The 20,975-nt window shown below is 32.6% G+C and carries 27 protein-coding genes and 1 pseudogene; 22 read left to right on the plus strand and 6 right to left on the minus strand.

Going from position 1 to position 20,975, the window contains the following annotated elements; all coding sequences use genetic code 11:
• A complete protein-coding gene (locus tag EV693_RS01730) occupies positions 1 to 438 on the minus strand; it encodes a TIGR03757 family integrating conjugative element protein (protein WP_110478398.1) in 438 nt (145 codons plus the stop codon).
• Positions 439 to 819: 381 nt separating this feature from the next.
• Between EV693_RS01730 and EV693_RS01735 the strand changes: the two genes are divergently transcribed.
• From EV693_RS01735 to EV693_RS01760, 7 genes are all read left to right on the plus strand, one after another.
• The gene (locus tag EV693_RS01735) at positions 820 to 1,170 is read left to right on the plus strand and encodes a hypothetical protein (RefSeq protein ID WP_035686545.1); all 351 of its coding nucleotides are present in this window, start codon (positions 820 to 822) and stop codon (positions 1,168 to 1,170) included.
• A gap of 95 nt (positions 1,171 to 1,265) precedes the next feature.
• Positions 1,266 to 1,523: a hypothetical protein gene (locus EV693_RS01740; RefSeq protein WP_103854629.1), complete on the plus strand. Its 258-nt coding sequence runs from the start codon at positions 1,266 to 1,268 to the stop codon at positions 1,521 to 1,523.
• Complete coding sequence (locus tag EV693_RS01745; RefSeq protein ID WP_132500675.1) at positions 1,520 to 1,771, plus strand: hypothetical protein; 252 nt, start codon at positions 1,520 to 1,522, stop codon at positions 1,769 to 1,771. The genes EV693_RS01740 and EV693_RS01745 overlap by 4 nt, the downstream gene beginning before the upstream one ends.
• Positions 1,768 to 1,923 (plus strand): hypothetical protein, encoded by a 156-nt coding sequence (locus tag EV693_RS09460; protein ID WP_156127753.1) that lies wholly within the window; start codon positions 1,768 to 1,770, stop codon positions 1,921 to 1,923. Before EV693_RS01745 ends, EV693_RS09460 begins: the two co-directional genes overlap by 4 nt.
• 107 nt (positions 1,924 to 2,030) lie before the next feature.
• Positions 2,031 to 2,858: a hypothetical protein gene (locus tag EV693_RS01750; RefSeq protein ID WP_132500676.1), complete on the plus strand. Its 828-nt coding sequence runs from the start codon at positions 2,031 to 2,033 to the stop codon at positions 2,856 to 2,858.
• Positions 2,859 to 2,936: 78 nt separating this feature from the next.
• Positions 2,937 to 3,905: an ArdC family protein gene (locus EV693_RS01755; RefSeq protein WP_132500677.1), complete on the plus strand. Its 969-nt coding sequence runs from the start codon at positions 2,937 to 2,939 to the stop codon at positions 3,903 to 3,905.
• A 96-nt stretch (positions 3,906 to 4,001) separates the two neighbouring features.
• Positions 4,002 to 4,460, plus strand: a complete 459-nt coding sequence (locus tag EV693_RS01760) for an N-6 DNA methylase (protein WP_132500678.1) — start codon at positions 4,002 to 4,004, stop codon at positions 4,458 to 4,460.
• Between the two features lie 643 nt (positions 4,461 to 5,103).
• Here EV693_RS01760 and EV693_RS01765 read toward each other — a convergent pair.
• The 3 genes from EV693_RS01765 to EV693_RS01775 are packed head-to-tail and all read right to left on the minus strand — an operon-like array spanning position 5,104 to position 6,854.
• Complete coding sequence (locus EV693_RS01765; protein WP_132500679.1) at positions 5,104 to 5,682, minus strand: recombinase family protein; 579 nt, start codon at positions 5,680 to 5,682, stop codon at positions 5,104 to 5,106.
• A 44-nt stretch (positions 5,683 to 5,726) separates the two neighbouring features.
• Positions 5,727 to 6,200 (minus strand): hypothetical protein, encoded by a 474-nt coding sequence (locus tag EV693_RS01770; RefSeq protein WP_132500680.1) that lies wholly within the window; start codon positions 6,198 to 6,200, stop codon positions 5,727 to 5,729.
• A 30-nt stretch (positions 6,201 to 6,230) separates the two neighbouring features.
• On the minus strand, positions 6,231 to 6,854 hold the full coding sequence (locus EV693_RS01775; protein WP_207906463.1) for a recombinase family protein: 624 nt from the start codon (positions 6,852 to 6,854) through the stop codon (positions 6,231 to 6,233).
• A gap of 273 nt (positions 6,855 to 7,127) precedes the next feature.
• Here EV693_RS01775 and EV693_RS01780 point away from each other — a divergent pair, with 273 nt between their 5' ends.
• Positions 7,128 to 7,361: a hypothetical protein gene (locus EV693_RS01780; RefSeq protein ID WP_132500682.1), complete on the plus strand. Its 234-nt coding sequence runs from the start codon at positions 7,128 to 7,130 to the stop codon at positions 7,359 to 7,361.
• 153 nt (positions 7,362 to 7,514) lie between these two features.
• Positions 7,515 to 8,279 carry an Abi family protein gene (locus EV693_RS01785; RefSeq protein WP_132500683.1) on the plus strand — a complete coding sequence of 255 codons (765 nt, stop codon included), beginning with the start codon at positions 7,515 to 7,517 and terminating at the stop codon, positions 8,277 to 8,279.
• A gap of 87 nt (positions 8,280 to 8,366) precedes the next feature.
• On the opposite strand, the pseudogene EV693_RS09585 reads toward EV693_RS01785, so the two are convergent.
• A pseudogene (locus EV693_RS09585) lies at positions 8,367 to 8,635 on the minus strand (IS1595 family transposase); the annotation flags it as partial.
• A 201-nt stretch (positions 8,636 to 8,836) separates the two neighbouring features.
• On the opposite strand from EV693_RS09585, the gene EV693_RS01790 reads away from it, so the two are divergent.
• From EV693_RS01790 to EV693_RS01845, 12 genes are all read left to right on the plus strand, one after another.
• Positions 8,837 to 9,862, plus strand: coding sequence for a hypothetical protein (locus tag EV693_RS01790; protein WP_132500684.1), 1,026 nt, complete (start codon positions 8,837 to 8,839; stop codon positions 9,860 to 9,862).
• Positions 9,863 to 9,879: 17 nt separating this feature from the next.
• Complete coding sequence (locus EV693_RS01795; protein WP_165904861.1) at positions 9,880 to 11,049, plus strand: aminotransferase class I/II-fold pyridoxal phosphate-dependent enzyme; 1,170 nt, start codon at positions 9,880 to 9,882, stop codon at positions 11,047 to 11,049.
• Positions 11,050 to 11,388: 339 nt separating this feature from the next.
• The gene (locus EV693_RS01800; RefSeq protein WP_207906464.1) at positions 11,389 to 11,721 is read left to right on the plus strand and encodes a hypothetical protein; all 333 of its coding nucleotides are present in this window, start codon (positions 11,389 to 11,391) and stop codon (positions 11,719 to 11,721) included.
• A 3-nt stretch (positions 11,722 to 11,724) separates the two neighbouring features.
• Positions 11,725 to 12,288 carry a hypothetical protein gene (locus EV693_RS01805; RefSeq protein WP_132500687.1) on the plus strand — a complete coding sequence of 188 codons (564 nt, stop codon included), beginning with the start codon at positions 11,725 to 11,727 and terminating at the stop codon, positions 12,286 to 12,288.
• On the plus strand, positions 12,278 to 13,177 hold the full coding sequence (locus EV693_RS01810) for an NAD-dependent epimerase/dehydratase family protein (protein WP_132500688.1): 900 nt from the start codon (positions 12,278 to 12,280) through the stop codon (positions 13,175 to 13,177). Before EV693_RS01805 ends, EV693_RS01810 begins: the two co-directional genes overlap by 11 nt.
• Entirely contained in the window at positions 13,170 to 13,790 is a 621-nt protein-coding gene (locus EV693_RS01815) for a methyltransferase family protein (RefSeq protein ID WP_132500689.1), read from the plus strand. Before EV693_RS01810 ends, EV693_RS01815 begins: the two co-directional genes overlap by 8 nt.
• A gap of 14 nt (positions 13,791 to 13,804) precedes the next feature.
• Positions 13,805 to 14,056, plus strand: coding sequence for an acyl carrier protein (locus tag EV693_RS01820; RefSeq protein ID WP_132500690.1), 252 nt, complete (start codon positions 13,805 to 13,807; stop codon positions 14,054 to 14,056).
• Between the two features lie 9 nt (positions 14,057 to 14,065).
• Complete coding sequence (locus EV693_RS01825) at positions 14,066 to 15,286, plus strand: beta-ketoacyl-[acyl-carrier-protein] synthase family protein (RefSeq protein WP_132500691.1); 1,221 nt, start codon at positions 14,066 to 14,068, stop codon at positions 15,284 to 15,286.
• The gene (locus tag EV693_RS01830; protein ID WP_132500692.1) at positions 15,270 to 16,184 is read left to right on the plus strand and encodes a hypothetical protein; all 915 of its coding nucleotides are present in this window, start codon (positions 15,270 to 15,272) and stop codon (positions 16,182 to 16,184) included. The genes EV693_RS01825 and EV693_RS01830 overlap by 17 nt, the downstream gene beginning before the upstream one ends.
• A gap of 3 nt (positions 16,185 to 16,187) precedes the next feature.
• The gene (locus EV693_RS01835; RefSeq protein ID WP_132500693.1) at positions 16,188 to 16,514 is read left to right on the plus strand and encodes an ApeI family dehydratase; all 327 of its coding nucleotides are present in this window, start codon (positions 16,188 to 16,190) and stop codon (positions 16,512 to 16,514) included.
• A gap of 1 nt (position 16,515) precedes the next feature.
• Positions 16,516 to 16,941, plus strand: coding sequence for a hotdog family protein (locus tag EV693_RS01840; protein WP_132500694.1), 426 nt, complete (start codon positions 16,516 to 16,518; stop codon positions 16,939 to 16,941).
• 164 nt (positions 16,942 to 17,105) lie between these two features.
• The gene (locus tag EV693_RS01845) at positions 17,106 to 17,690 is read left to right on the plus strand and encodes a lysophospholipid acyltransferase family protein (protein WP_165904862.1); all 585 of its coding nucleotides are present in this window, start codon (positions 17,106 to 17,108) and stop codon (positions 17,688 to 17,690) included.
• Positions 17,691 to 18,287: 597 nt separating this feature from the next.
• Here the strand turns inward: EV693_RS01845 and EV693_RS01850 are convergent.
• Positions 18,288 to 18,569: a transposase gene (locus tag EV693_RS01850; RefSeq protein WP_165904863.1), complete on the minus strand. Its 282-nt coding sequence runs from the start codon at positions 18,567 to 18,569 to the stop codon at positions 18,288 to 18,290.
• A gap of 380 nt (positions 18,570 to 18,949) precedes the next feature.
• On the opposite strand from EV693_RS01850, the gene mobH reads away from it, so the two are divergent.
• Positions 18,950 to 20,869, plus strand: coding sequence for a MobH family relaxase (gene mobH, locus EV693_RS01855; RefSeq protein ID WP_132500697.1), 1,920 nt, complete (start codon positions 18,950 to 18,952; stop codon positions 20,867 to 20,869).
• Positions 20,870 to 20,975 lie beyond the last annotated feature (106 nt).

Here is a 20,975-nt window from a genome sequence, read left to right on the forward strand (position 1 = left end):
TTATTTCTCCCCTTTTTGCTGTATCCATTGTTCCCAAAGTGTTATTGCCTGTTGCACATCATTTACCCCATAAACCACCGCTTGACCAAATTGCGGGCTGTCAAATAACACTGCAGGCACTTTGCGAATACCCATTTGCCAGCCGATAATCACGCCTTGATAAGCCTGTTGTAATTCACGGATTTGGGGTTGGCTATCAGGACGTTGAAAGAAAGCTTTCGCTTGACTTTCCGCTTGTGTGGGATTGCTACTTAAGGTTTGGCTAAGCGCATCTTCCCATTGTTCGACACGGTCGATATGGTAAAGATGCTGAGCCAGTTGGGCATTTTGAATGGGGTAGGCTTGCGTGCTGAAAACCGTGATATTGACTTCGCTTGGAAGTTCAGCCCAAGCCGCTATGCTGATGCCTAAACATACAAGGAGCGTTCGCTTTATCATGACCTTTTACCAAATGAAAGAGAAATAGCCCAACCTTAGCGAACTTCCAAAATGAACTGAATAATTAATTCTCTTTGAAATAAAAACAATTATTGTGCAAAGAAACAGCAAAAAAGGATTTTTTTATGGAAGTGAATTTTGTATGATAAGGGCATTAAGTCAGCTACCTTGGTAGCCCTTAAAACGTTGCAGAACACCTGAAATAGCAACGGACTAGCCCGCGGTGGTAGTTGTGTTCATTGCCGAAATAACCTCAGCATTCTGAAAGAGGTTTCAGTGATTACACTGTGAATGTGTCTTTTATCTCACCTGTTCAGGGAAAACTGTCCCTGCAGGGCATTTCTCCTTGAACCTATGTTTAACTTCAATGGAGAATGCATTATGAGCAATTCACTTCCTTTCGATCCGTTTGGATCATCTCAACAACCTGAAAAAGCCAAAAAATCTTTTTCCTACGTTTTAGGGCGGGGTTTAGGCAAAGCCGTGGTTTTTGCACGCAACAAATTATCAGGCGTGAGCCAAGCGGTTCATCATAGTATTGAAGATGATGTTCAGCGACGTTTGGCTGAGCAAGAAGCCTTTCACGAAATGTTGCAACAGCAACAGGAAATTTCCTATTGCGAAGAAATCGAAAAACTTAAGCGGCGTCATTTAAAAGTCGTTCTCTCAATGAGCTTAATTGGCTTATTAATGGGAGCCGTGTCCGCAGCTATCTTATTTTGGTATTACTAAACTAACGTTTAGATAACCTTGCTACGTCCTTTGGGGAAACACATTGCTTCCCACAAGGAGGTTGTGTTTCCCCACTATTTTTAAGGAGAAACACAATGAGAGTGCAAATTTTACTCTCGGCAATTGGAGATTATATGCCGAAATATCAGCATCTTGATACGAAACCCCAGCAAGCCTTGATTGATGAAGTTATTCAGCAAGCTAAGGCTGTTTGGGCTGCTCGCCAACCACAAGAAAGTGCGGTGCGATTTTTACAAAAAATGCCTGCTCAGAATGGTTCACATTTTCGTTTTTTAGAGGTGACTCAAAAAGACGAAAATACCTTGTTGGTTTCAGGAGGGCGAACAAGATGAAAGCCAAGCTAAAGGCATTATTCCATCATTTACAGACAGTAACGTTATTACGCTTAAGTGGTGATTTACGCAAAGGGGCTTACCTGATGGGACTTGGACTTGTAGGAACGGTTTTATCTTCAGACAACGTTTCTGTTCTTGAAGGGATTTTTCTCTTTCTTTTTGGTGCAGTTACTTGGATAATAGGTCATCTTTGTGCTTATTATACAGATATTAAGTCAAAACATACGCAAGGAGAGAAAAAATGAACTGGCCACTCTTTGTTATACTCGGTTTGTCAACGCTCTTTATAGGCACGTTTGTTGGGCTTTTATATTGGGCGAATTGGGATTTAATTAAAGCAGAGTTTTCAGAAGATGAAGCACTTGCTGACAAAGATCCCGAAAACAAATCGAATTAACCTTTCAACACCTATCTTAATCGTATCACGATAAGATATTCCTATCCTTAGGGGAAAACGTTTCCCTTGAGGAAATGTGTTTCCCCTTTTTATTTTGGAGAAACATAATGAATATTTTACACACTTATTTTGACAATAAATTGGTTGAAGCTGGCTTTCCAAGTGAATTAACGATTGAAAGTTCGCTTTCTTATAGCCAAGGCGATGGCGTTGCCTTTTATGGTCGGCTTTATTCTGATGATTGGATTAATCTGTATAAACACATTTATCCTGAACAAACAGAGAAAGCCTATCGCCGATTTGCATTTATTGCCGAATATATTGGGGCGAATGAGTATTTCAATGTGCTTGACATTACGCGTAATCATTTCGGTTATCGCTATTCCCATTGTAATACGATGAGCCTTGATACGCGTCCAGCGGAAGAAGCGTTCTGCTTTCGAGATATTCGCAACAAAGATAAAGCTATATTCAGAGAAATCTGGGACAACTTTATTGCGGATTTGGGCGAATACATTAAAGACACCTCAACAATACTGGAACGTCTTGGGTATCGTTTGTTGGAATCAATGTATATTGAACCAGAAGAAAAACGTCGCACCATTAATACTAAGCAGTATCGCATTGAATTTACGGTTGAACCCGTGCCTTTTCATTATGGCTATTTTAGCTCAGAAGATTTTGGCTATGAGGATACCAATCAATTTTGCGAAGCCATTTTGAATGGCATGAAAATCGTTGATTTAAGTGCTACGGTCTATCACAAAGCACTCGACATTCAAATGGGCGAAAGTTCATTAGGTTGGTGTACTTACTTGAGTGAGGATACCACTTACGGTGGCAATCAACGTTATTTAATCCTTGATGCCATTCGTGAAGCGAGAACTTTTGCACACAAGCTGGCAGGCTTAACGCAATTACGTCAGTCTCAATAAATTGACTTTCTTTTCAACCCAATCGGGGAACATTCTCCGATTGTGGAGTGGTTCCCCTTTTTATTTAGGAGAACCACAATGAAAAATTCAACACAGAAAAAAGATATTTATCAAGAAATTACTGATAGAATTATCACCGCACTTGAAGCTGGCACGGTTCCTTGGCTAAAACCTTGGGATAACCCAGAGGGCAATTTAGGCATACCTTGCAATGCCGTGTCAGGACGATACTATCAAGGAATAAATATCTTACTTTTATGGATTGCTGGCGCAGAAAATGGCTATCGACAATGTAAATGGATCACCGCACGGGCCGCTAACAAATTAGGTGGCTATGTGCGTAAAGGTGAGAAAGCCACTATTGTCGCCAGTTATTGCCCGATTGAGCGTGAAAAATGTGATGACGAAGGTAACCCGATTTGTGATGAAGAGGGCAACCCTGAAATGGAGCAGTTTGCCATTTTAAAACGTTATCCTGTTTTCAACATCGAACAATGCGACGGTTTGCCGAAAGCAATGTTTGATAAAACGCAAGAACGTGCAGTAGATGCTGAGCTGACCCAATACCAGATTTACGCAGATATTCGCAAAATTATCGACGGTATGTCGCTAACGGTTAATATCGGGCCAAGCCCTAACGCTTTTTATCGACCGAATGCCGATAAAATCGTGATGCCTGAAATGAAGCAATTCCATTCAGAGCAGGATTTTTACAGTGTACTTTTGCATGAAATGACGCACGCCACAGGGCACGCCTCGCGTTTAAATCGAGAAGGTATTGCCTCAGGTAAAGCCAAATTTGGCAACAAAATCTATGCCTTTGAAGAGCTAATTGCTGAAATGGGCGGGGCATTTTTATGTGCACATCTTGGGTTTAATCAAGTTCCACAAAATGCCGCCTATATTCAAAGTTGGCTCAAGATTTTGAAAGAGGATAATCGTGCCATTCTCAAAGCCTCAGGATTTGCCCGCAAAGCCTGTGAATATATGCTTGAGACACTTGATGTTCAAAAACAATATGAACATTACTATCCTGAAGCAGCGTAAACTATACGGAGTGGCATCATTTAATGATGCACCTCTTTCTTTCAACCTTTAAAAGTGCGGTTAAATTTCACCGCACTTTTTCCCAATGGGGATAAAGTGGTATTACAAGGTTGTGATAGTACTATAAAGAGCAAAGGATATATTACTCTTTCGGAGCCTTGCTGTGGATCAGGTGTTATGGTGATCGGTTGTGTTAATACACTGTATGAATATGGATTTAACCCTCAAAAACAGTTTTGCGTGCATTGCCAAGATGTTGATTTCACAGCTGCGATGATGTGTTATATACAACTATCACTTCTGCACATTCCCGCTTGTGTCGTTGTAGGGGATACCTTATGTGATGAACAACGTATCTGTATCTATATGTTAGCGTATGTTATGGGGGATTGGTCATCAAAATGGGCACTCAGTGATATTCAAAATAAAGTAGAGGCAGATATTGTCGATGCTGAAGAACGGATTGAAACTAAATCGACATTAAAGCCATCGTTTTTCCCAGCCATTTTGGAAGAGGAAGAAGTACTTGATGAAGATGAAGTGATTTTTTACTGATAGAACAAAAGCACTCAATAATGAGTGCTTTTTACTATTACGGCAATGTCAAATACATTAGATTGGTATATAGACTTACTGCTTTCTAAGCATGTATTCAATATTATCCAATGTGTCCAATAGTGCTGTTACAAGTACTTTGTTGTCTGATTTCTTTTGTAGTAATTTAGATATACATCTGTTGAAGTAGGTTGAATTATGCATTAACAATCCAAAATTTGGAGCGGTTGTTATCGTTGCCGTTTTGATCTCATTTCTAAATTTAAAAGTAAAATCTATAACATTATCTCTACAATAAAATGCGAATATCATGCATAGAAAACAGAATAATAAATTTATAAATCCTGTCTGTGTAAAGGCACAATATAAAGCAAAAAATAAACTGCACATAAGAAAGCCAGAACATATATAAATTAGGATATTACTATTCTGTCTAATTTTCCGTTCTCTTTCTTTTAAGAATTTCCTTAAGTAGTTAGAAAATTCAGTAAACTCAAATAGATACTTTATTAATTCTTGTTTTTCGTTCATTTTGTTTTTTCCTATGTGCATCTTTATTTAATAGGACTATTTTGAGTAAATGTCGCATTCAGTTTTAAAATGTTATGGTTCATGATATTCCTCATTACCGTTTTTAATTATATTAAGTTTTATATTTTCGCCAAACCCGTAATACCGTACTTTCACTTGTATTAAGGATCGCCGCAGTCTTTTTGATAGTCGTGCCATTTTTACGCTGTTCAATGATGGCGTTATGTAGCTCAATGTTAGGTTGCCGACCACGGTATTTTCGTTGCTTTCGAGCAAGGGCAATACCTTGATGCTGTCGCTCTTTACGTTTTTGATAATCGTTATAGGCAACACTGACCGCGAGCTTAAAAAACATATTTTGCAGTGCTGAAAATAAATCAGACATCAAAAAGTGAGGATCAAATACGCTAGCTTGTCCCCCAATACTTTGTGAGAGGGTATTCATATCAAAGACTTCGGGGACTTGAATTTTTGCTCCTTTCGATTGTATGGCATCAATCAACTCAAGAGCTTTTTTCGGCTCTAATCGTGTTAAACGATCTATACTCTCAGCAATCACGACATCATTTTGTTGTAAATCCCCAATCAATCTTGCAAGTTCTGGGCGTTTTTCCCATTCCGTTGTGCCTGAAATTTTTTCACGATAAACCGCAACCACATAAAATCCTTTTTGTTTTGCGTCTTCGATCAATTTAATATCATAAAGAAATAAATAATTATTTTTAGCCTTTTATCCTAAAATAATAGGTGTGCAGAAATCTGGTTTCTAGTTAGGTGCAAATGAATTGGTGCATTTCTCATCTTAGTCAGTTTTTTTCTGCTATTAATAAATGCTTGCCAGTTTGTTAGTGACTCAAGGTAAATGTAGTCGATAGTAGTGATAATAATTGGATTTCTTAAGGTTTCTAATTGCTTTATGATGATATTCAATTCTTGAAAGTTTGAAACATCGAGACCTAAAATATCCTTGTCATTTAGATTAGGGGCTTTATTATTTAAGTCAAGTAGTGAATTAATCAAAACTACGCTTTTGAGTTTTGCTATTTTGCTTAAGAGAGTTGATTTTCCTGTTGCAATTTTTCCAGAAATAATCACCAATATAGAGCTGGTGATGCTATCAAGGTGTTCTTCTAAATAGTTATTAAAACGAATATTAATAGGACTATTTTGAGTAAATTTCGAATTAAGTTTTAAAATGTTGTGCTCCATGATATTCCTTATTATTGTTTTTTAATTATATTAAGCCTTATATTTTCGCCAAACTCTCAATACTGTACTTTCACTTGTATTAAGGATTGCCGCGGTCTCTTTAATGGATGTCCCATTTTTTCGCTGTTCAATAATGGCGTGGTGCAATGCGATATTGGGTTGCCGCCCTCGATATTTTCGTTGCTTTCGAGCAAGAGCAATTCCCTGATGTTGTCGTTCTTTTCGTTTTTGGAAATCATTGTGCGCCACACTGACGGCGAGTTTTAGAAACATATTTTGCATTGCTGAGAAGAGGTCTGACATTAAAAATTTAGGGTCAAAAACCTCTGCACTTGTACCGAGGCTTTGTGACACGGTATCAAAATCAAATACCTCAGGAACCTGAATTTTTGCCCCTTTTGATTGTATGGCATTAATTAACTCAAGGGCTTTTTTCGGTTCTAATCGTGTTAAACGGTCGATACTTTCTGCAATCACGACATCGTTTTGTTGCAAATCACTAATTAACCGCGAAAGTTCTGGGCGTTTTTCCCATTCCGTCGTGCCTGAAATTTTTTCACGATATACGGCTGCCACATAAAAGCCTTTACGTTTTGTATCATCGATCAGCTTTTCTTGCCGTTGTAGATCTTGCTCTTCGGTGGAGACTCTCATATAGATTCGTGCGAACATAAAATACTCAACATACCTTCATTAAGGTCATTTTTTTATGACCCTGTTATTGAACCCCATTTTCAGTCTAAATGACGGGGGCATTTACTGGATTTTTGCCAGTGTCATTGAGGTATACCCTAATGACGGTCACTATTTTGCAAAATATCAGGGGATTTTAGGAGAATTAATTGTTTTGAAATTTCAGAGAATTTAGGAGAGGAAAAGTCATTTAGGATAAATATACTGGAACAGGAGGAATGAGATCACATAACAATGAGAGCTTTGATTATCGTTATACCCCTTCTTTTTTCAAGTTGGGCCAATGCTCAAATTCAAGCGAGCCAAATTTGCCACGCTGATCCTGAAGTGACAGCGTATAACTATGCAGGCTTATGGGAAAAATTTGAAGATGGTTGGATTTGTAACTATTGGCAGTTTTTATCAGAAGATGAATGGGAAGAAGTGATTATAGAGGAAGAAGGATTGGAAGCAGAAATTGATGAATAAAAATAAACCCCAATTTCATCAATTGGGGCTATCTCTTTTGCAAAGGGGGGTCCAGCTAATCAATGATCGCTATCTTCACAGTCCCTAAGTCTTCCTATATGCTATACTTCAATGATATCGTTGTCAATGTGTTAATTAATATGGCTTAAAATTATGGCATTTAAAATTAGTGAGCTTCACACTCTATTATCCCAAGCAAGAATAGAAACGTATCTGTCTTACTTCAAAGATGAAGACGACCTTTCATTAAAAGATATGCAGGCATATGAACTCTATATTTGGAACATACAAATAAGTGCCGCACTTTTGGAAGTGATTAGCCTATATGAAGTAGCATTACGAAATGCCATTATTAATGCGCTAGAACCTAGTTATAGGGCACATAGTATTTTAAATGATAACTTTATTCGAGCATTAAAACCTGCAACAAGAGAAGAATTGCTCCGAATTGTAAATAAGTTGTCTTCACACAAAACCTACGAATTCCATTTCACCAATGGACGCTTACAGCCATTAAGAATAGATACTAATGAGATTTCGCCAGGAAAAGTTGTGGCAGAGCTTAACTTTATATTTTGGGAAAATATGTTATCACGAACTCATCGAGAGAGATGGATAAGTCATTTTAATAAAGCATTCCCTAATGCTTGTATTTCCTCCCCTAATGAACGTGATTTAATAGTGAATGAGATACATAACATAACAAGCAGAGTGCGTTATCTAAGGAATAGAATTTGTCACCATGAGCCAATTTTCGATGAAAGTAAGATTGATCTTATCAACGTATTTAATAATATAAAACAGGTGTTATGGTACATTTCGCCTAAAACGGCAGACATATTGGAGCAACTTGAGCGTATAAGTCAAACAATCGCACGAAAACCTCAAAAAGGAAAAGGCATAAGGGAAATCCCCTAAGGGATTTAATTTAAGGGGAATCTTTCCAAGGGGAAAGGACTCACTCAAAAGGGCCAAAGGGCTTGTGTTTTTGTAAATAAAATTATTTGTGGCTGCATTAACAACTCTATCAGGCATAATTTTCTTTGTAATTACAGGGAGTAAGGTATTGGTCTTGTTGTTTTCAACAACCGTATAAACTTTTCCTTCTCGTTTCAACATACCAAAATAATTTCCATCAAGTTTGATTCCATCAGTAAAAACTTCATTGGCATCTTGTAGCTGATCACTTCCTTGATTTTGTAATAAAACAAGGCTTCAGAATTAGGGTTAATTTCCAATAAATTTACTGTGGAACGGGGTGTCACTTTAAGCACAAAAAACTAGCTTTTATGTGTAAATTTCTTTATTTTACAATGGGTTACTCTAATTTTATAGGCGGATATAGCTGCTAATTCAATACAAATCAAATTATTTTATAATTTTTCCTTGCAAAAATTTCATTAATATGATAGGTTTCTAATTGGTTGTTTTTTGATCGCTTATTGCTTTTTGGTTTTTCAGTGCTGGAGAAAAATATGTATAGATATGATTGTCATACTGTAGCGACGGAATTAGAGATGAGTTCATTGCTTTGTTTATATAATCAACAATTCTATAAGAAGTTATCTCAATCTGAATTAACTAAGCTCATTAACCAGCATATAGAGCAAAGTAATGCAGACTATGTTTTGCCCATCTCCATTTACAAAAACGATAAAATTATATCTTTTTGTATTGTTCATCTTTATAAGAAAGAAAAAATAAAAAATATTGGAAACCTTACTTTCTCACTATTAATAAGCGATTTAAAAGAGGATTCTATATCGTTATTATTTAGTAGCATATTTAAAGAAATTAGAAGTCAAGGTTTCAATTTAGATCATATTGTTGGACCAATACACAATTCTATCTTAATTCCTAGAGGGTATCGTATTTTTGATGACAACATATATACTTATGGGATGCCAGATAACAATTTAAAGACTATTTTAGCATTGGAGAATTATGGTGCGGTAAAAAGAAAAGATATTGTTGAAATTTTATATAAATATAATAAATATGACTTAATTTTAACATCACTAGATAGTAAATTTTTAAGGAGAATTACAGATTGTAAATTCGAGTTAATAGATAAAGATAAAATAAAGAAAAATAGTTTAGAACTTGCAGAGGCTTATAATCAGATTTGGAAAGATAATTGGGGATTCAGTGGAATTACTTCAGAATTAATATTAGTAGCTGCTGAAAGCATACCAAATATTCTAGGGATGATTGCAAAGAAAGATAATAATATTATAGGTTTTACGATGATGCAATATTGTGAAGGTATGGGGAGAGCTTTTATGGCTGGAGTCCTTAATCTATATAAAAATAAAGGTCTTTCTATTGCTCTGATATCTCATTTATCTAAAACATCTATTAGTAGAGGTGTTTCTATGTATAGTATAGGATGGATGTTAGAAGATAATAAGCAAATCATAAATACTATGAAGAAATTTACTAGAAATGGTAATTCAAAACTTAGAAGCTACAGAATATATGAAATTAAATACAATGTCTAAAATTAAGAGGAATGATTATGAATATTTTTGAGGTATATTATAAAAAATCACTTAAAAAAATACCAAAATTCTTTCCTAGAATAAGATCTCATACAGATAGAGTCTTATTTTTAGAGGATGGTACTATTAAATTAAATTTTTCTTCTTGTGATTATTTAGGATTATCAAATAATAGCAAGATGAAAAAAGCGGCTATAGAGGCGATTAAAGAATATGGGACAAATATTAGTGGCCCGATGGTTTTCTGTGGATATACTAAGTATCACGAAATGCTAGAAAATGAATTAGCTAGAATATATGGCGTAGATGAAGGGATTATATACACTACTTCATATCAAGCCAATATAGGTGTAATTCCTGTTATTGCAAAAGAAGTTGATCTTATTGTGATGGACAAACTGAGCCATGTATCACTATATAATGCGGTAGCTATAAGTAAAAAACCTTTTCGGGTATACCCACATAATAATTTAGAGTTCTTAGAAAAAATTATAAAAAATAATAAAGATAAAACTATATTAATTATATCTGATGGTGTTTTTTCTGCTGATGGTGATTTTTGTGATATAAAAACACTTTCAAAATTAAAAGAATTATATGGAAATATTTATTTATATATAGATGATGCTCACGGCGTAGGTGCTCTTGGAGAGAATGGTTTAGGTCTTGCTGAAAAAGAAAATTGTATAAATAGCATAGATATATTAGTCGGAACAATGAGTAAGGCATATGGTTCTACAGGAGGGTTTTGCATAGTTAGAGATCCTATTCTTGCTAAAAAGATAAAATTAAATAGCTCTACATATAATGCATCGAGAGCCGTTTCACCAGGAGTAGCTGCAGCTTCATATATGTCTCTAAAAATCAATGAAGTAGAAGGAAGAAATCGGAGGAATAAATTGGACTCTATAGTTAAATATGCTCACGATATGTTAGATAGTTTAGGTATAAATAAATTATACTCTAAGTCTTATATAATTCCTATTGTATTTAATAGCCCAGAGAAAGCTATTGAAGCAAATAATTATCTAATAGAGAAAGGAATTTTATCATCGCTATTTATTCCACCATATGTAGAAAAGAATAAAACTAGAATAAGAATAACTATATCTTATAATCATTTGAAAAAAGATATAAAAAAATTATGTGAAGAACTCAGAATGTTGAAGATTAAGGGATTTCTATAATAATGTATATCTATTTAGCTTATTCTATTTTTACATTACTTTTCCTTTATTGGCTGCTTTGTTCTTTCTTAGGTAGAATTGCAATTAAGTACAATGTAAAGATTAATTATACTAGAAAAATAGGACATTTTTCAATGTTTATATTTCCAGGGCTAGTTTATTATTTATTTAATATTCACGATGGTTATGAAAAGATAATCATTGTAGCAATATCAACAATTTTGTTTTTTCTTAGTTTGTCAAATTTATTTAGAAATAGGTGTAGGTATTTACAATTGGCTTTTTATTCTTGGAATATTTGGGTATATATGGACCATGTACAATATACCATTAGAATTAATGTATATTACAATATTGACGACGACTATAGGAGATGGCTTAGCTGAGCCTATTGGAGTTAGATTTGGAAAGCATAAATATAATGTAAAAGGAATTCTAGTTAATCGAGATTATTTTAGAAGTTATGAAGGAAGTTTAGTAGTATTCTTTTTTTCATTAATAATATATATTTTTTATATGCCTTATTTTAATGATAGTTTATATAAATGGGTTGGATTAATAATATATCCTATTTTTATGACTATTACTGAAGCTAAATCTCCGCATACATGGGATACCCCTTTTTTATTCTTTATTGGTAATTTTATTATTTCAATAATATATCTAGGATAGTTTATGGCTATACTTATGGTAAGACATGCAACCCCTAATATAGACTACGGTAAATGTGGCTACAAAGAGGCAATATCAAGATTAATAGATTATGATTTAGTAAAAAAAATCATGATTAATGAGATTAATATAGAGTTAATTAGAAGAAATATCGAATTTAATAAAAAGCTAGATATTTTATGTTCTTCTAAGAGTAGAGCTATATTAACGTGTCGTCAAATATTAAAAATGTTAGATGTAGATCATGAGCCATTTATTACTAATGATTTAGATGAAATAGAAATGAAAATTATGAGAATCCCATTTATTAAAATGAATCTTACTAGTTGGTTCTTGATTTCAAGAATAAAATGGTTATGCTTATTCTACATGAAAAATAAAGTAGAAATATATAATAAATGCGGAAATATAATTTCCTCAATATTAGAGAAAGACAATGCTATTATTGTCTCTCATGGAATGCTATTATTTTTTCTAAAAAAAGTATTAGAAGATAAAAAATATAAAAAAATAGATATATATAAGAAAGGATGTTTTACCATAGAGGTATGGAGTCATGAAGCTTAATATAATAATTTTAGGGGCGACTGGATTTATAGGGAAAGAAGTCTCTAATTACTTAGATGCTACAGGTAAGTATAATGTTATCAGACATTCAAGGAGTAATGTAGGAGATGATAGATTCTTATGTTGTGATATTGGTGATGATGTATGGAGACATAAAATAAAAGAAGTTTGTGATCCTATAATTATTAATTGTGCCGGTATTGGTTTGGCAAAATTAAAATCATCTTCTGTTCAGAATAATACATTATTAGCTCATAAATTGGTTAATTCTTTAAATATTTCCCATAAAAAATATAAATTAATTTATCTTAGCTCTATAAAGGTATTTAATCCTAATAATTATGATGATTTTTATTCTATTGATAAATTAAGAGCAGAAGATATCCTGATTAAAAGTGGATTGTTTTGTGGTGAAATAATTAGATTGCCAGTTGTTACTGGAAAAAATGATAAAAACTTTATTCCATTAACGATTTTGTCAAAAATGAATATTTTATTTGGTGTAAAATCTAAACTGCCTAGTTGGCATTGTATTTCAAATGTTGATGTAGCCAAATATATAGAAATGTGTATAGATAGTAGTTTATTTGAAGATAATAGATTGTCTTTGAAATATTTATTAAGTACGAATAAATTTAATATAAATGATTTTATAGTGTATATAAATAAAATTAATGGAAAAAAAACAAGGTTTATTTCATTAAGAAATATGAAAATAATATTTAATTTTTTAAGTATATTTTCTTTACTTAGAAATAAAATGAAATTTTCCTCACTTCCTAAAGAAAGATTTCTTGATTTGTTTATCAGAAAATGGGAGATAGAGGAGGGTATTAAATCTAGTGAATTTTATTTCAATCAAAAGGAGTGGGGGAAAAATTATGAATAAATATAAAACTATTTTAATTTTGTCATTTGTAACTCCTTTAATACTTTCTTTTTGTTTTTCTTATTTATATAAGCATGAGTATCTATACTATTATATTATTCCTTTTTTGGCTGTAGTTAATGAATTGGCTTTCTTAAAGGAAACAGATTGTTTTTATTCTAAACATATAAAAGATAAAGGGATCATAAGTGCATTTGTTATAGCTGTTATTTATTCTTTTATAATATGTATTGTAAGCAAGTATGGTGTTGGTGGGGTAAGTTTATTTATTTCATTATTATTTATTTCTATTGGTAGTTGGTTAAGAAGTTTATCTAAAATATATTTAGGTTATTATTTTTCTCACTCAATCAGAGTTGAAAAAGATCATAAATTAATAAAGGATAGAATTTTCAAATATATTCGCCACCCAGCCTATACGGGAACGCTATTTATACTTTTTGGATTTTCTTTAATGATTAACATAGTTTTTGCTATATTTATATTTATTTTATTTTTTATATTAGCTCTTAAGAGAATAGAGAAGGAGGAAGATCTTTTAGTAAGAAATTTTGGAAATGAATATCTAGAATATAGAAATTATAGTTGGAAATTATTTCCTTTTATTATTTAAACCAGGAGAAAAAAATGAATCAATTAGACATTGAATCACGCGTAAAAGAGTTAGTCGCTGAAATACTAGAAATATCACCAGATGAACTTATTTATGATAATGTTTTATTTACTGAGCAATATGGGGCTGATTCAATTACAGGTATTGAAATTTTAGCTGCATTAGAATCTGAGTTTGGAATTCAAATTCCTGAGAATTTTATAACTGAGATGAATAGCTTGTCTACAATTAATAATTTAATGAGCAAGCTAATTAAACAAGCTTAGGGATTATATATGAACTATATTAAAAAAGAAAGGATCGTTATTACTGGTCTTGGGCCTGTATGTGGCTTAGGTATTGGCAAAGATAAATATTTTCAATCTTTAGTGAACGGAGTGAATAGTGTAAAGGAGACCACATCAATAAATATTGATAATTATTCTCATAGGTTTTCATCTGAGGTGGATTCATTAGAATTTGAAAAGTATAGTTCGAATTTTCAAGAATATAATAAGGCAACTAAGTATATTTTGTTAGCTACACAACTAGCTATATTAGATGCACAGCTAAAATTATCAGATTTAAAAGGCGAGCCTATAGGATGCTTTATTGGGACAACGGACGGCGAATCTCAAGCATTAGATTTATTTGTAAAAAATAGATTAATAAATAATAACTCTCTTTGTTCTCAAAAGCTAACAGATATTACACATGGAAAAATAAGCAAGCATGTAAGATCTTATATAGGATCTAGTGGACCTGCTTATACTATAGGTAATGCCTGTTCAGCAAGTAATGCTGCAATAATATCTGGATTTGAATATTTACAAAATAGTGAAAGTAATTTTGCTGTTTGTGGTGGTGTTGATCTTTTGTGCAGAAAAACTTTTTCAATATTTCATAGATTATCAGCCATTTCGGATAAAGTTTGCATGCCATTTGATATAAATAGAAAAGGAATTATCCCTTCTGAAGGTGCTAATATTTTAATTTTAGAGAAGTTATCATCTGCAATTAAAAGAGGTGCTAATATATATGGTGAAATTGCTGGTTATAGTATGAATTGCGATGCAAATCATATGACAAATTTGAATTCAGAAAGGATAGCTCAATGTATGTCTAATTGCCTGAGATTAGCGGGTTTATCTCCTAGCGATGTTGATTATATTTGTATGCACGGTACTGGTACAAAAGCTAATGATTATAATGAATATTTAGCAATTAAGAGTGTATTTAAGGAAAATATTCCTAACTGCGGCTCAATAAAATCAATGCTTGGGCATTCTATGGGGGCTTCAGCTGGATTTGGTGCAATCGCTTGTTTATTCGCATTAGAGTATGGAATTCCCCCCACTATAAATTTAACTACTCAGGATCCAGAGATTGAGCTAAATATTCCTATCAAATTTATTCCAAAGAAGGTTAATGTTGCATTAAATGATGCTTTTGCATTCGGTGGAAATAATTCAATTATAGCATTTAAGAAGGTGAATTTAGATGAAAATTTATATTAAAGACTGGTGCTTTTTTCAAGATGAAATGATGTATCATGGAATAGATAATAGCTATAAATTAGCTTATGATATTATACTAGCTGGAAAAAGAATAAGAAATTTAGATATACAAGCAAAAAGCCTTCTTTGTTGCTTTGAGGTGATGAAAAGGAAAAATAATTTTGATCAGTTTTCCTCTATTATTAATTGCACTTCTTTTGGTTCATTTGATAGTGTTACTAAATTATTAGTTGAGAGTTATCAAAATTCACGACCTTATCAAATATCACCAGGGAATATCCCTAATACAGTTATTAATTCTTCCGCTGGAATCGCGGCTATAGAATATAATATACAAGGGCCAAATATAAGTATTTCTGCAGATGAACTTTCATTTTATTCATCTTTAATTAAAGTTAAAAGTATTTTTTTAAATTCACAATCTGATGAGATTTTCTTATCTGCAATTGAAAATTGGGATAACAGTTATGGAGAAGAGTTACTGTTAGAATTTGGTGTGAAAAGTAGAGAGAATTTGCCATTTTCCAAAGTGTATGCGAATTTGTTTCTATTGAGTAAAGCCAGTAGTAGTGTATCTATAATTTTTACTAAAATGGGGAGAATATTTAATTTAAGTAACATAGATAGTGTTATTATGGAAATCATAAATTATTTAAAAATAGATAAAAATAAAATTATTTACTCTAATATATGGTCTTATAATCCGATAAGCTCACCTATTTTTAATGATATTAATAATGCAAGCATTCTTCCTAGAAAATATGGATATTTGATGGCAGCCTTAGGTTCTTATCAATGTAATGATATCATTCAACATTTAGTGCCCTCCACATATGGAATGCAATTAACAATTGATAAAGATGGTTTTTATGGCATCTGTATATTATATAAGGATTGACTTATGCAAGAATATAATCTATCATACTCCTTTAAAAGAACTTATACTTCTGATGATTTCAGATTTTTAGGTCACTTCCCTAAAAATTCAATTTTTCCAGGTGTTTATTTATTAGATGAGGTTTTATCTTATCTTAGGAAAAGATATGTTTGGGATAATTATTCAATATTGCAAGCAAGATTTATAGATAAAGTAGTTCCTAATATGTCTTTAGTGTTTAATTTATCTTTAAATATAAATGAGAAGACTTTAAATTTGATAGCAAATGTTTTTTCTGACATGAATAAGATAGCAATGTTTAAAATACTTCTATATAAAAAGAATATATAATATGGATTTGAGACTTTTAAAGTTAATTTTTAATAATCCTCATCGATTCCCTATAAATTTAGTAGATAAATTGAGAGAGAGGTCCGATTCAAAAATTATCACTGAAAAATTTATTGCAGCTAATGATTATTTTTTTAAAAATAAAGATTTTATGCTAGATGAAGATTTCTTTTATTCTGAGCTATTGATATTAGAATCTTTTTTTCAATCTGCTGGATTATTTATTAATGACGTGAATAGAGAGAGAACTCCATACGTTATATGTTGTAAACATGTTAATATTTTAGGACGACCAGTTATCGGTTCTATAGTTCAGAATCATGTTGAGTTATTGTCTAAAAAAGAGAATTTGATAATAGTGAGAGGGAAATCTCAAATTGATAATAATCCAATTATGGAGTATAAAGAAATCTATATTGGTTATTAGGATTTAAATAGTTTCTTAATTTATAGGGTATTTACGTAATGTTTTTGATTGGATTTTTAAGATTTTTTTGTATTGCCATATTTATAATTCTTAGCTCTATTTTAATGATTTGCGTTAGTTTACTAAGACCGAGGAATATAAATAATAACTACATAGCTATAATAATGTATCGTTCAATAGCTTATTTATTAGGCATAAAAATAGAAGTGCTTGGAAAAGAAAATATTCCTGATACAGGTTGCATATTTATTGCAAATCATCAGAGCAATTATGATATATTTTTAGTAACAAATGCTGTACCAAAAAAAACAATTGCTATTGGGAAAAAATCAATACTATATTTTCCTTTTTTTGGTTTGATTTATTGGTTGGGTGGTAATGTATTAATAGATAGAAATAATAGGGAAGCTGCTCTTAATGTACTCAGTTCTTTAGAAAAAAGAATGAAAAAAGAGAATATTTTTGTTTGGTTTTTCCCCGAGGGAAGTAGAAATTATGGGAAGAAACTTCTCCCTTTTAAGAAGGGAGCTTTCTATATGGCAAAAAACTTAGATTGTCCAGTTATTCCTGTTTGTGTCAGTACATATTACACTAGTTTTAATATTAATAGAATTAATAATGGAAAAATTATTATTAAATATTTATCTCCCGAAAATGTATATGAGCCATTAAAGAGTTGTGTCTATGATATTCGTCATAAAATGGAGAATGAAATATTTGATTTAGACAAAAGTTTAGACCAAAAATGAAGCTTTGGATGTATCCGAGTTATTTAGTGTATGGTCTTAATTTTTATTTAACTCGGATAATAAATGTGGCAAATGAAAAGAAAAGGTCCAATGATTTTGTTATCTACTGATGTAACTCAAATTCCTTACCTCCGTCTGAAGTAATAGTCTTTTCAATCCCTTTTTTCATTGTCTTTACGGATATACTCGTCAAGAATTTGCTTCTTTTGGCTGGCTTTTCATAACACAAACATTGATTTGTATTTATTAGCTAATAGCTAAGATCAGTAGACAGGAATTGGCAACTAACCCCTGCATTCTTAATCTTCATTTTTCAGATCTTAATTTGTTTCTTATGGCAAAAATTTTTGCTTTGGGTAATAATATTTACGTTTCAATTGATCGCTTATCATGCTTATGAGACCAGGATAGGACTGACTTTAATTCTTTAAATCATGAGAAATTTTCGGTTTATACTGCTTTAAGTGCTTGGTGATACTTATTATAGTGAGGTGTTTTTGTGTGTAAAGTTATTATCTTTTCATATTCAGTTAGGATAAGATCTTTGTAGGATATGTTCATTTTTAATCCTTATTGTTATGGAAATTTAATAATATATTAATCTGATGCTCCAAAGTTAAACCGAAATTCACATTCTTGCAAGAATACAGGAAAATATTTTTTATCAATTCTATTATCTTCGCACTTGTTTGCCTTATTCCATAAATTTTCAATCTTATTAATGTGATTTTTCGCTTCTAAAAAATGGGTGGAATGATTAATTATGAAATGCTTAAATTCACTCACGTCCAGCATATCGTAACTGTGATTATACTCAGTATAAACAACGCTATTAAATATAATTTCCTTTTTAATTACAGAGAGTAAGGTATCAGTCATTAATATTTTCATATGACCTTTTCTTTCTCATTTTATCATACAGAAAACTGTAGTTTTAGCCCTAACAGCCCCTCTCCTTTTTTCTACCAAAATAACTTTCATTAAATTCGATTTCACTTATAAAAATCTCATTGGTATCTTGTGCCAAATGATAACGAATTACTTCTCTAATTTTGAGATAAAACAAGGCTGAATAATTTCTTTTAAACTGTTAGAGAATTTATTATTGTTAATAATATAAATTTAGAATAAATATCTACTACAAGGAACAGAGTTAAGTTGATTCATAATTAGATTTGAGAAGGAATTTATGCTTGAGAAATTTTTATTTTAAAGGATTTGAAAAAATTTTTATTTTTCACTATGTAATAGGACATATAATGGTTAAATTATTTTCATATTTTTTTAAATTAGGAGCAGATAGATCTGATGCTATACCTGAGAAATTCTTACCTAAGCAAGACGTGAATGGCTGGATAATGCCTTACCCTGCAAAAATTTTACTCGATACGAAATTACGACAACGCTATCTTGGTTTGCTTTGGCAACAAGTTTCAATGACAAGGGAAATGTTTGAACATTTGTATCAAGAGCCCATTGAACGTTATGCAGAGATGGTTCAGCTATTGCCAGCCTCAGAATCACATCATCACGCCCATTTAGGTGGGATGCTAGATCACGGTTTAGAAGTCATTTCTTTTGCGGCTAAATTACGCCAAAACTATGTACTGCCATTAAATGCAGCTCCAGAGGAACAAGCAAAACAAAAAGATGCTTGGACTGCGGCTGTGATTTATTTAGCCTTAGTCCACGATATTGGTAAATCTATTGTAGATATTGAAATACAGCTACAAGATGGGAGGCGTTGGTTCGCTTGGAATGGCATACCGACATTGCCTTACAAATTTAGGTACATTAAGCAGAGAGATTATGAACTCCACCCTGTATTAGGGGGATTTATTGCAAACCAATTAATTGATAAAGAAACTTTCGATTGGTTGGCAACCTACCCAGAGGTATTCTCTGCGTTAATGTACGCAATGGCAGGACATTATGATAAAGCGAGTGTATTAGCTGAAATTGTACAAAAAGCCGATCAAAATAGTGTTGCATTGGCTTTAGGTGGCGATATTACTAAATTGGTTCAGAAACCCGTCATTTCCTTTGCGAAACAACTTATTTTGGCTTTACGTTATTTAGTTTCACAAAAATTCAAAATTAGTGCCAAAGGTCCTGGAGATGGCTGGCTTACGGCAGAAGGATTGTGGCTAATGAGTAAAACCACCGCGGATCAAATTCGAGCTTATTTGATGGGACAGGGGATTAGTGTACCGAGTGATAATCGTAAGTTGTTCGATGAAATGCAGGCTCATCAAGTCATTGAGAGGACCTCGGAGGGGACGGCAATCTGGTATTGTCAGCTAAATGCAGACGCAGGTTGGAAACCCAAAGATAAGTTTAGTTTATTACGCATTAAACCTGAGGTAATTTGGGATAACATTGACGCTCGCCCAGAATTATTTGCTGGAACAATTTGTGTTGTAGAAAAAGAAAATGAGTCAGAGGAAAAAATATCAAATACAGTAAATGAAGTACAGGATACTGTGCCAGTAAACAAAAAAGAAAATAGAGAACTTACTTCAAATTTACAAGAGGAAAATACCGCACTTCAATCGCTGAATCCCTCTCAAAATCCTGAGTCAGTTGTAGAAAATCGTGAGAATAACAGTGTTGATTTTTTACTAAATATGTTCAGCGATAACAATGAGCAACAAGTGGCGAATATCCCCTCTGCTGACGCTGAAGCTGGAACAACGATATTAAAACCTGAGCCAGAGGATTTGAATATGCATATCGACATTGAAGCAAATGCTATTCCCGAGCCTTCAATATCTCCAACAAACGATGACTCGCATTTCAAATCCGAAGGGCAGAAATTTGTGGATTGGTTAAAAGAGAAACTTCTTAAAAATCAACTCACTTTTAATGATCGCACAGCAAAAGTCCATATCGTTAAGGATTGTTTGTTTATTGTCAGTCCAAGTTCCTTTGAACTCTATTTACAAGAGAGGGGAGAGCCTTATAATGAAGAAAGTGTAAATAATTTACAATATGAATTTCAATCACTCGGCTTGCATAGAAAGCGAATCATCAAAGATGATACCGTAAACTTTTGGCGTTGTAAGGTGATCGGTCCCAAAAAAGAATCCTTCTTAGTGGGCTATCTTGTTCCCAATACCCGATTATTTTTTGGTGATAAGATTTTAATCAATAATAGACATCTATTACTAGAGGAGTAAAGCTATGCAAAATACCAACACAACATTTGAGCTCTTATTACAACAATTTTTTTTCACAAGCATTTACGCTTAGATACGAAGAAAAGCTATGAAAAAGCAATACGGC

The organism is Nicoletella semolina (assembly GCF_004345745.1).
GTDB lineage: Bacteria > Pseudomonadota > Gammaproteobacteria > Enterobacterales > Pasteurellaceae > Nicoletella > Nicoletella semolina.

Excerpts from the sequence above, each read along its gene's own strand:
- EV693_RS01840 (WP_132500694.1), top strand. The coding sequence starts at position 16,516 with ATGGATTTGAGACTTTTAAAGTTAATTTTTAATAATCCTCATCGATTC.
- EV693_RS01820 (WP_132500690.1), top strand. The coding sequence starts at position 13,805 with ATGAATCAATTAGACATTGAATCACGCGTAAAAGAGTTAGTCGCTGAA.
- EV693_RS01830 (WP_132500692.1), top strand. The coding sequence starts at position 15,270 with ATGAAAATTTATATTAAAGACTGGTGCTTTTTTCAAGATGAAATGATG.
- EV693_RS01810 (WP_132500688.1), top strand. The coding sequence starts at position 12,278 with ATGAAGCTTAATATAATAATTTTAGGGGCGACTGGATTTATAGGGAAA.
- EV693_RS01815 (WP_132500689.1), top strand. The coding sequence starts at position 13,170 with ATGAATAAATATAAAACTATTTTAATTTTGTCATTTGTAACTCCTTTA.
- EV693_RS01805 (WP_132500687.1), top strand. The coding sequence starts at position 11,725 with ATGGCTATACTTATGGTAAGACATGCAACCCCTAATATAGACTACGGT.
- EV693_RS01795 (WP_165904861.1), top strand. The coding sequence starts at position 9,880 with ATGAATATTTTTGAGGTATATTATAAAAAATCACTTAAAAAAATACCA.
- mobH (WP_132500697.1), top strand. The coding sequence starts at position 18,950 with ATGGTTAAATTATTTTCATATTTTTTTAAATTAGGAGCAGATAGATCT.
- EV693_RS01785 (WP_132500683.1), top strand. The coding sequence starts at position 7,515 with ATGGCATTTAAAATTAGTGAGCTTCACACTCTATTATCCCAAGCAAGA.
- EV693_RS01835 (WP_132500693.1), top strand. The coding sequence starts at position 16,188 with ATGCAAGAATATAATCTATCATACTCCTTTAAAAGAACTTATACTTCT.
- EV693_RS01770 (WP_132500680.1), bottom strand. The coding sequence starts at position 6,200 with ATGGAGCACAACATTTTAAAACTTAATTCGAAATTTACTCAAAATAGT.
- EV693_RS01730 (WP_110478398.1), bottom strand. The coding sequence starts at position 438 with ATGATAAAGCGAACGCTCCTTGTATGTTTAGGCATCAGCATAGCGGCT.
- EV693_RS01735 (WP_035686545.1), top strand. The coding sequence starts at position 820 with ATGAGCAATTCACTTCCTTTCGATCCGTTTGGATCATCTCAACAACCT.
- EV693_RS01745 (WP_132500675.1), top strand. The coding sequence starts at position 1,520 with ATGAAAGCCAAGCTAAAGGCATTATTCCATCATTTACAGACAGTAACG.
- EV693_RS01825 (WP_132500691.1), top strand. The coding sequence starts at position 14,066 with ATGAACTATATTAAAAAAGAAAGGATCGTTATTACTGGTCTTGGGCCT.
- EV693_RS01750 (WP_132500676.1), top strand. The coding sequence starts at position 2,031 with ATGAATATTTTACACACTTATTTTGACAATAAATTGGTTGAAGCTGGC.
- EV693_RS01800 (WP_207906464.1), top strand. The coding sequence starts at position 11,389 with ATGTATATTACAATATTGACGACGACTATAGGAGATGGCTTAGCTGAG.
- EV693_RS01775 (WP_207906463.1), bottom strand. The coding sequence starts at position 6,854 with ATGAGAGTCTCCACCGAAGAGCAAGATCTACAACGGCAAGAAAAGCTG.
- EV693_RS01850 (WP_165904863.1), bottom strand. The coding sequence starts at position 18,569 with ATGACTGATACCTTACTCTCTGTAATTAAAAAGGAAATTATATTTAAT.
- EV693_RS01780 (WP_132500682.1), top strand. The coding sequence starts at position 7,128 with ATGAGAGCTTTGATTATCGTTATACCCCTTCTTTTTTCAAGTTGGGCC.
- EV693_RS01755 (WP_132500677.1), top strand. The coding sequence starts at position 2,937 with ATGAAAAATTCAACACAGAAAAAAGATATTTATCAAGAAATTACTGAT.
- EV693_RS01845 (WP_165904862.1), top strand. The coding sequence starts at position 17,106 with ATGTATCGTTCAATAGCTTATTTATTAGGCATAAAAATAGAAGTGCTT.
- EV693_RS01790 (WP_132500684.1), top strand. The coding sequence starts at position 8,837 with ATGTATAGATATGATTGTCATACTGTAGCGACGGAATTAGAGATGAGT.
- EV693_RS01740 (WP_103854629.1), top strand. The coding sequence starts at position 1,266 with ATGAGAGTGCAAATTTTACTCTCGGCAATTGGAGATTATATGCCGAAA.
- EV693_RS09460 (WP_156127753.1), top strand. The coding sequence starts at position 1,768 with ATGAACTGGCCACTCTTTGTTATACTCGGTTTGTCAACGCTCTTTATA.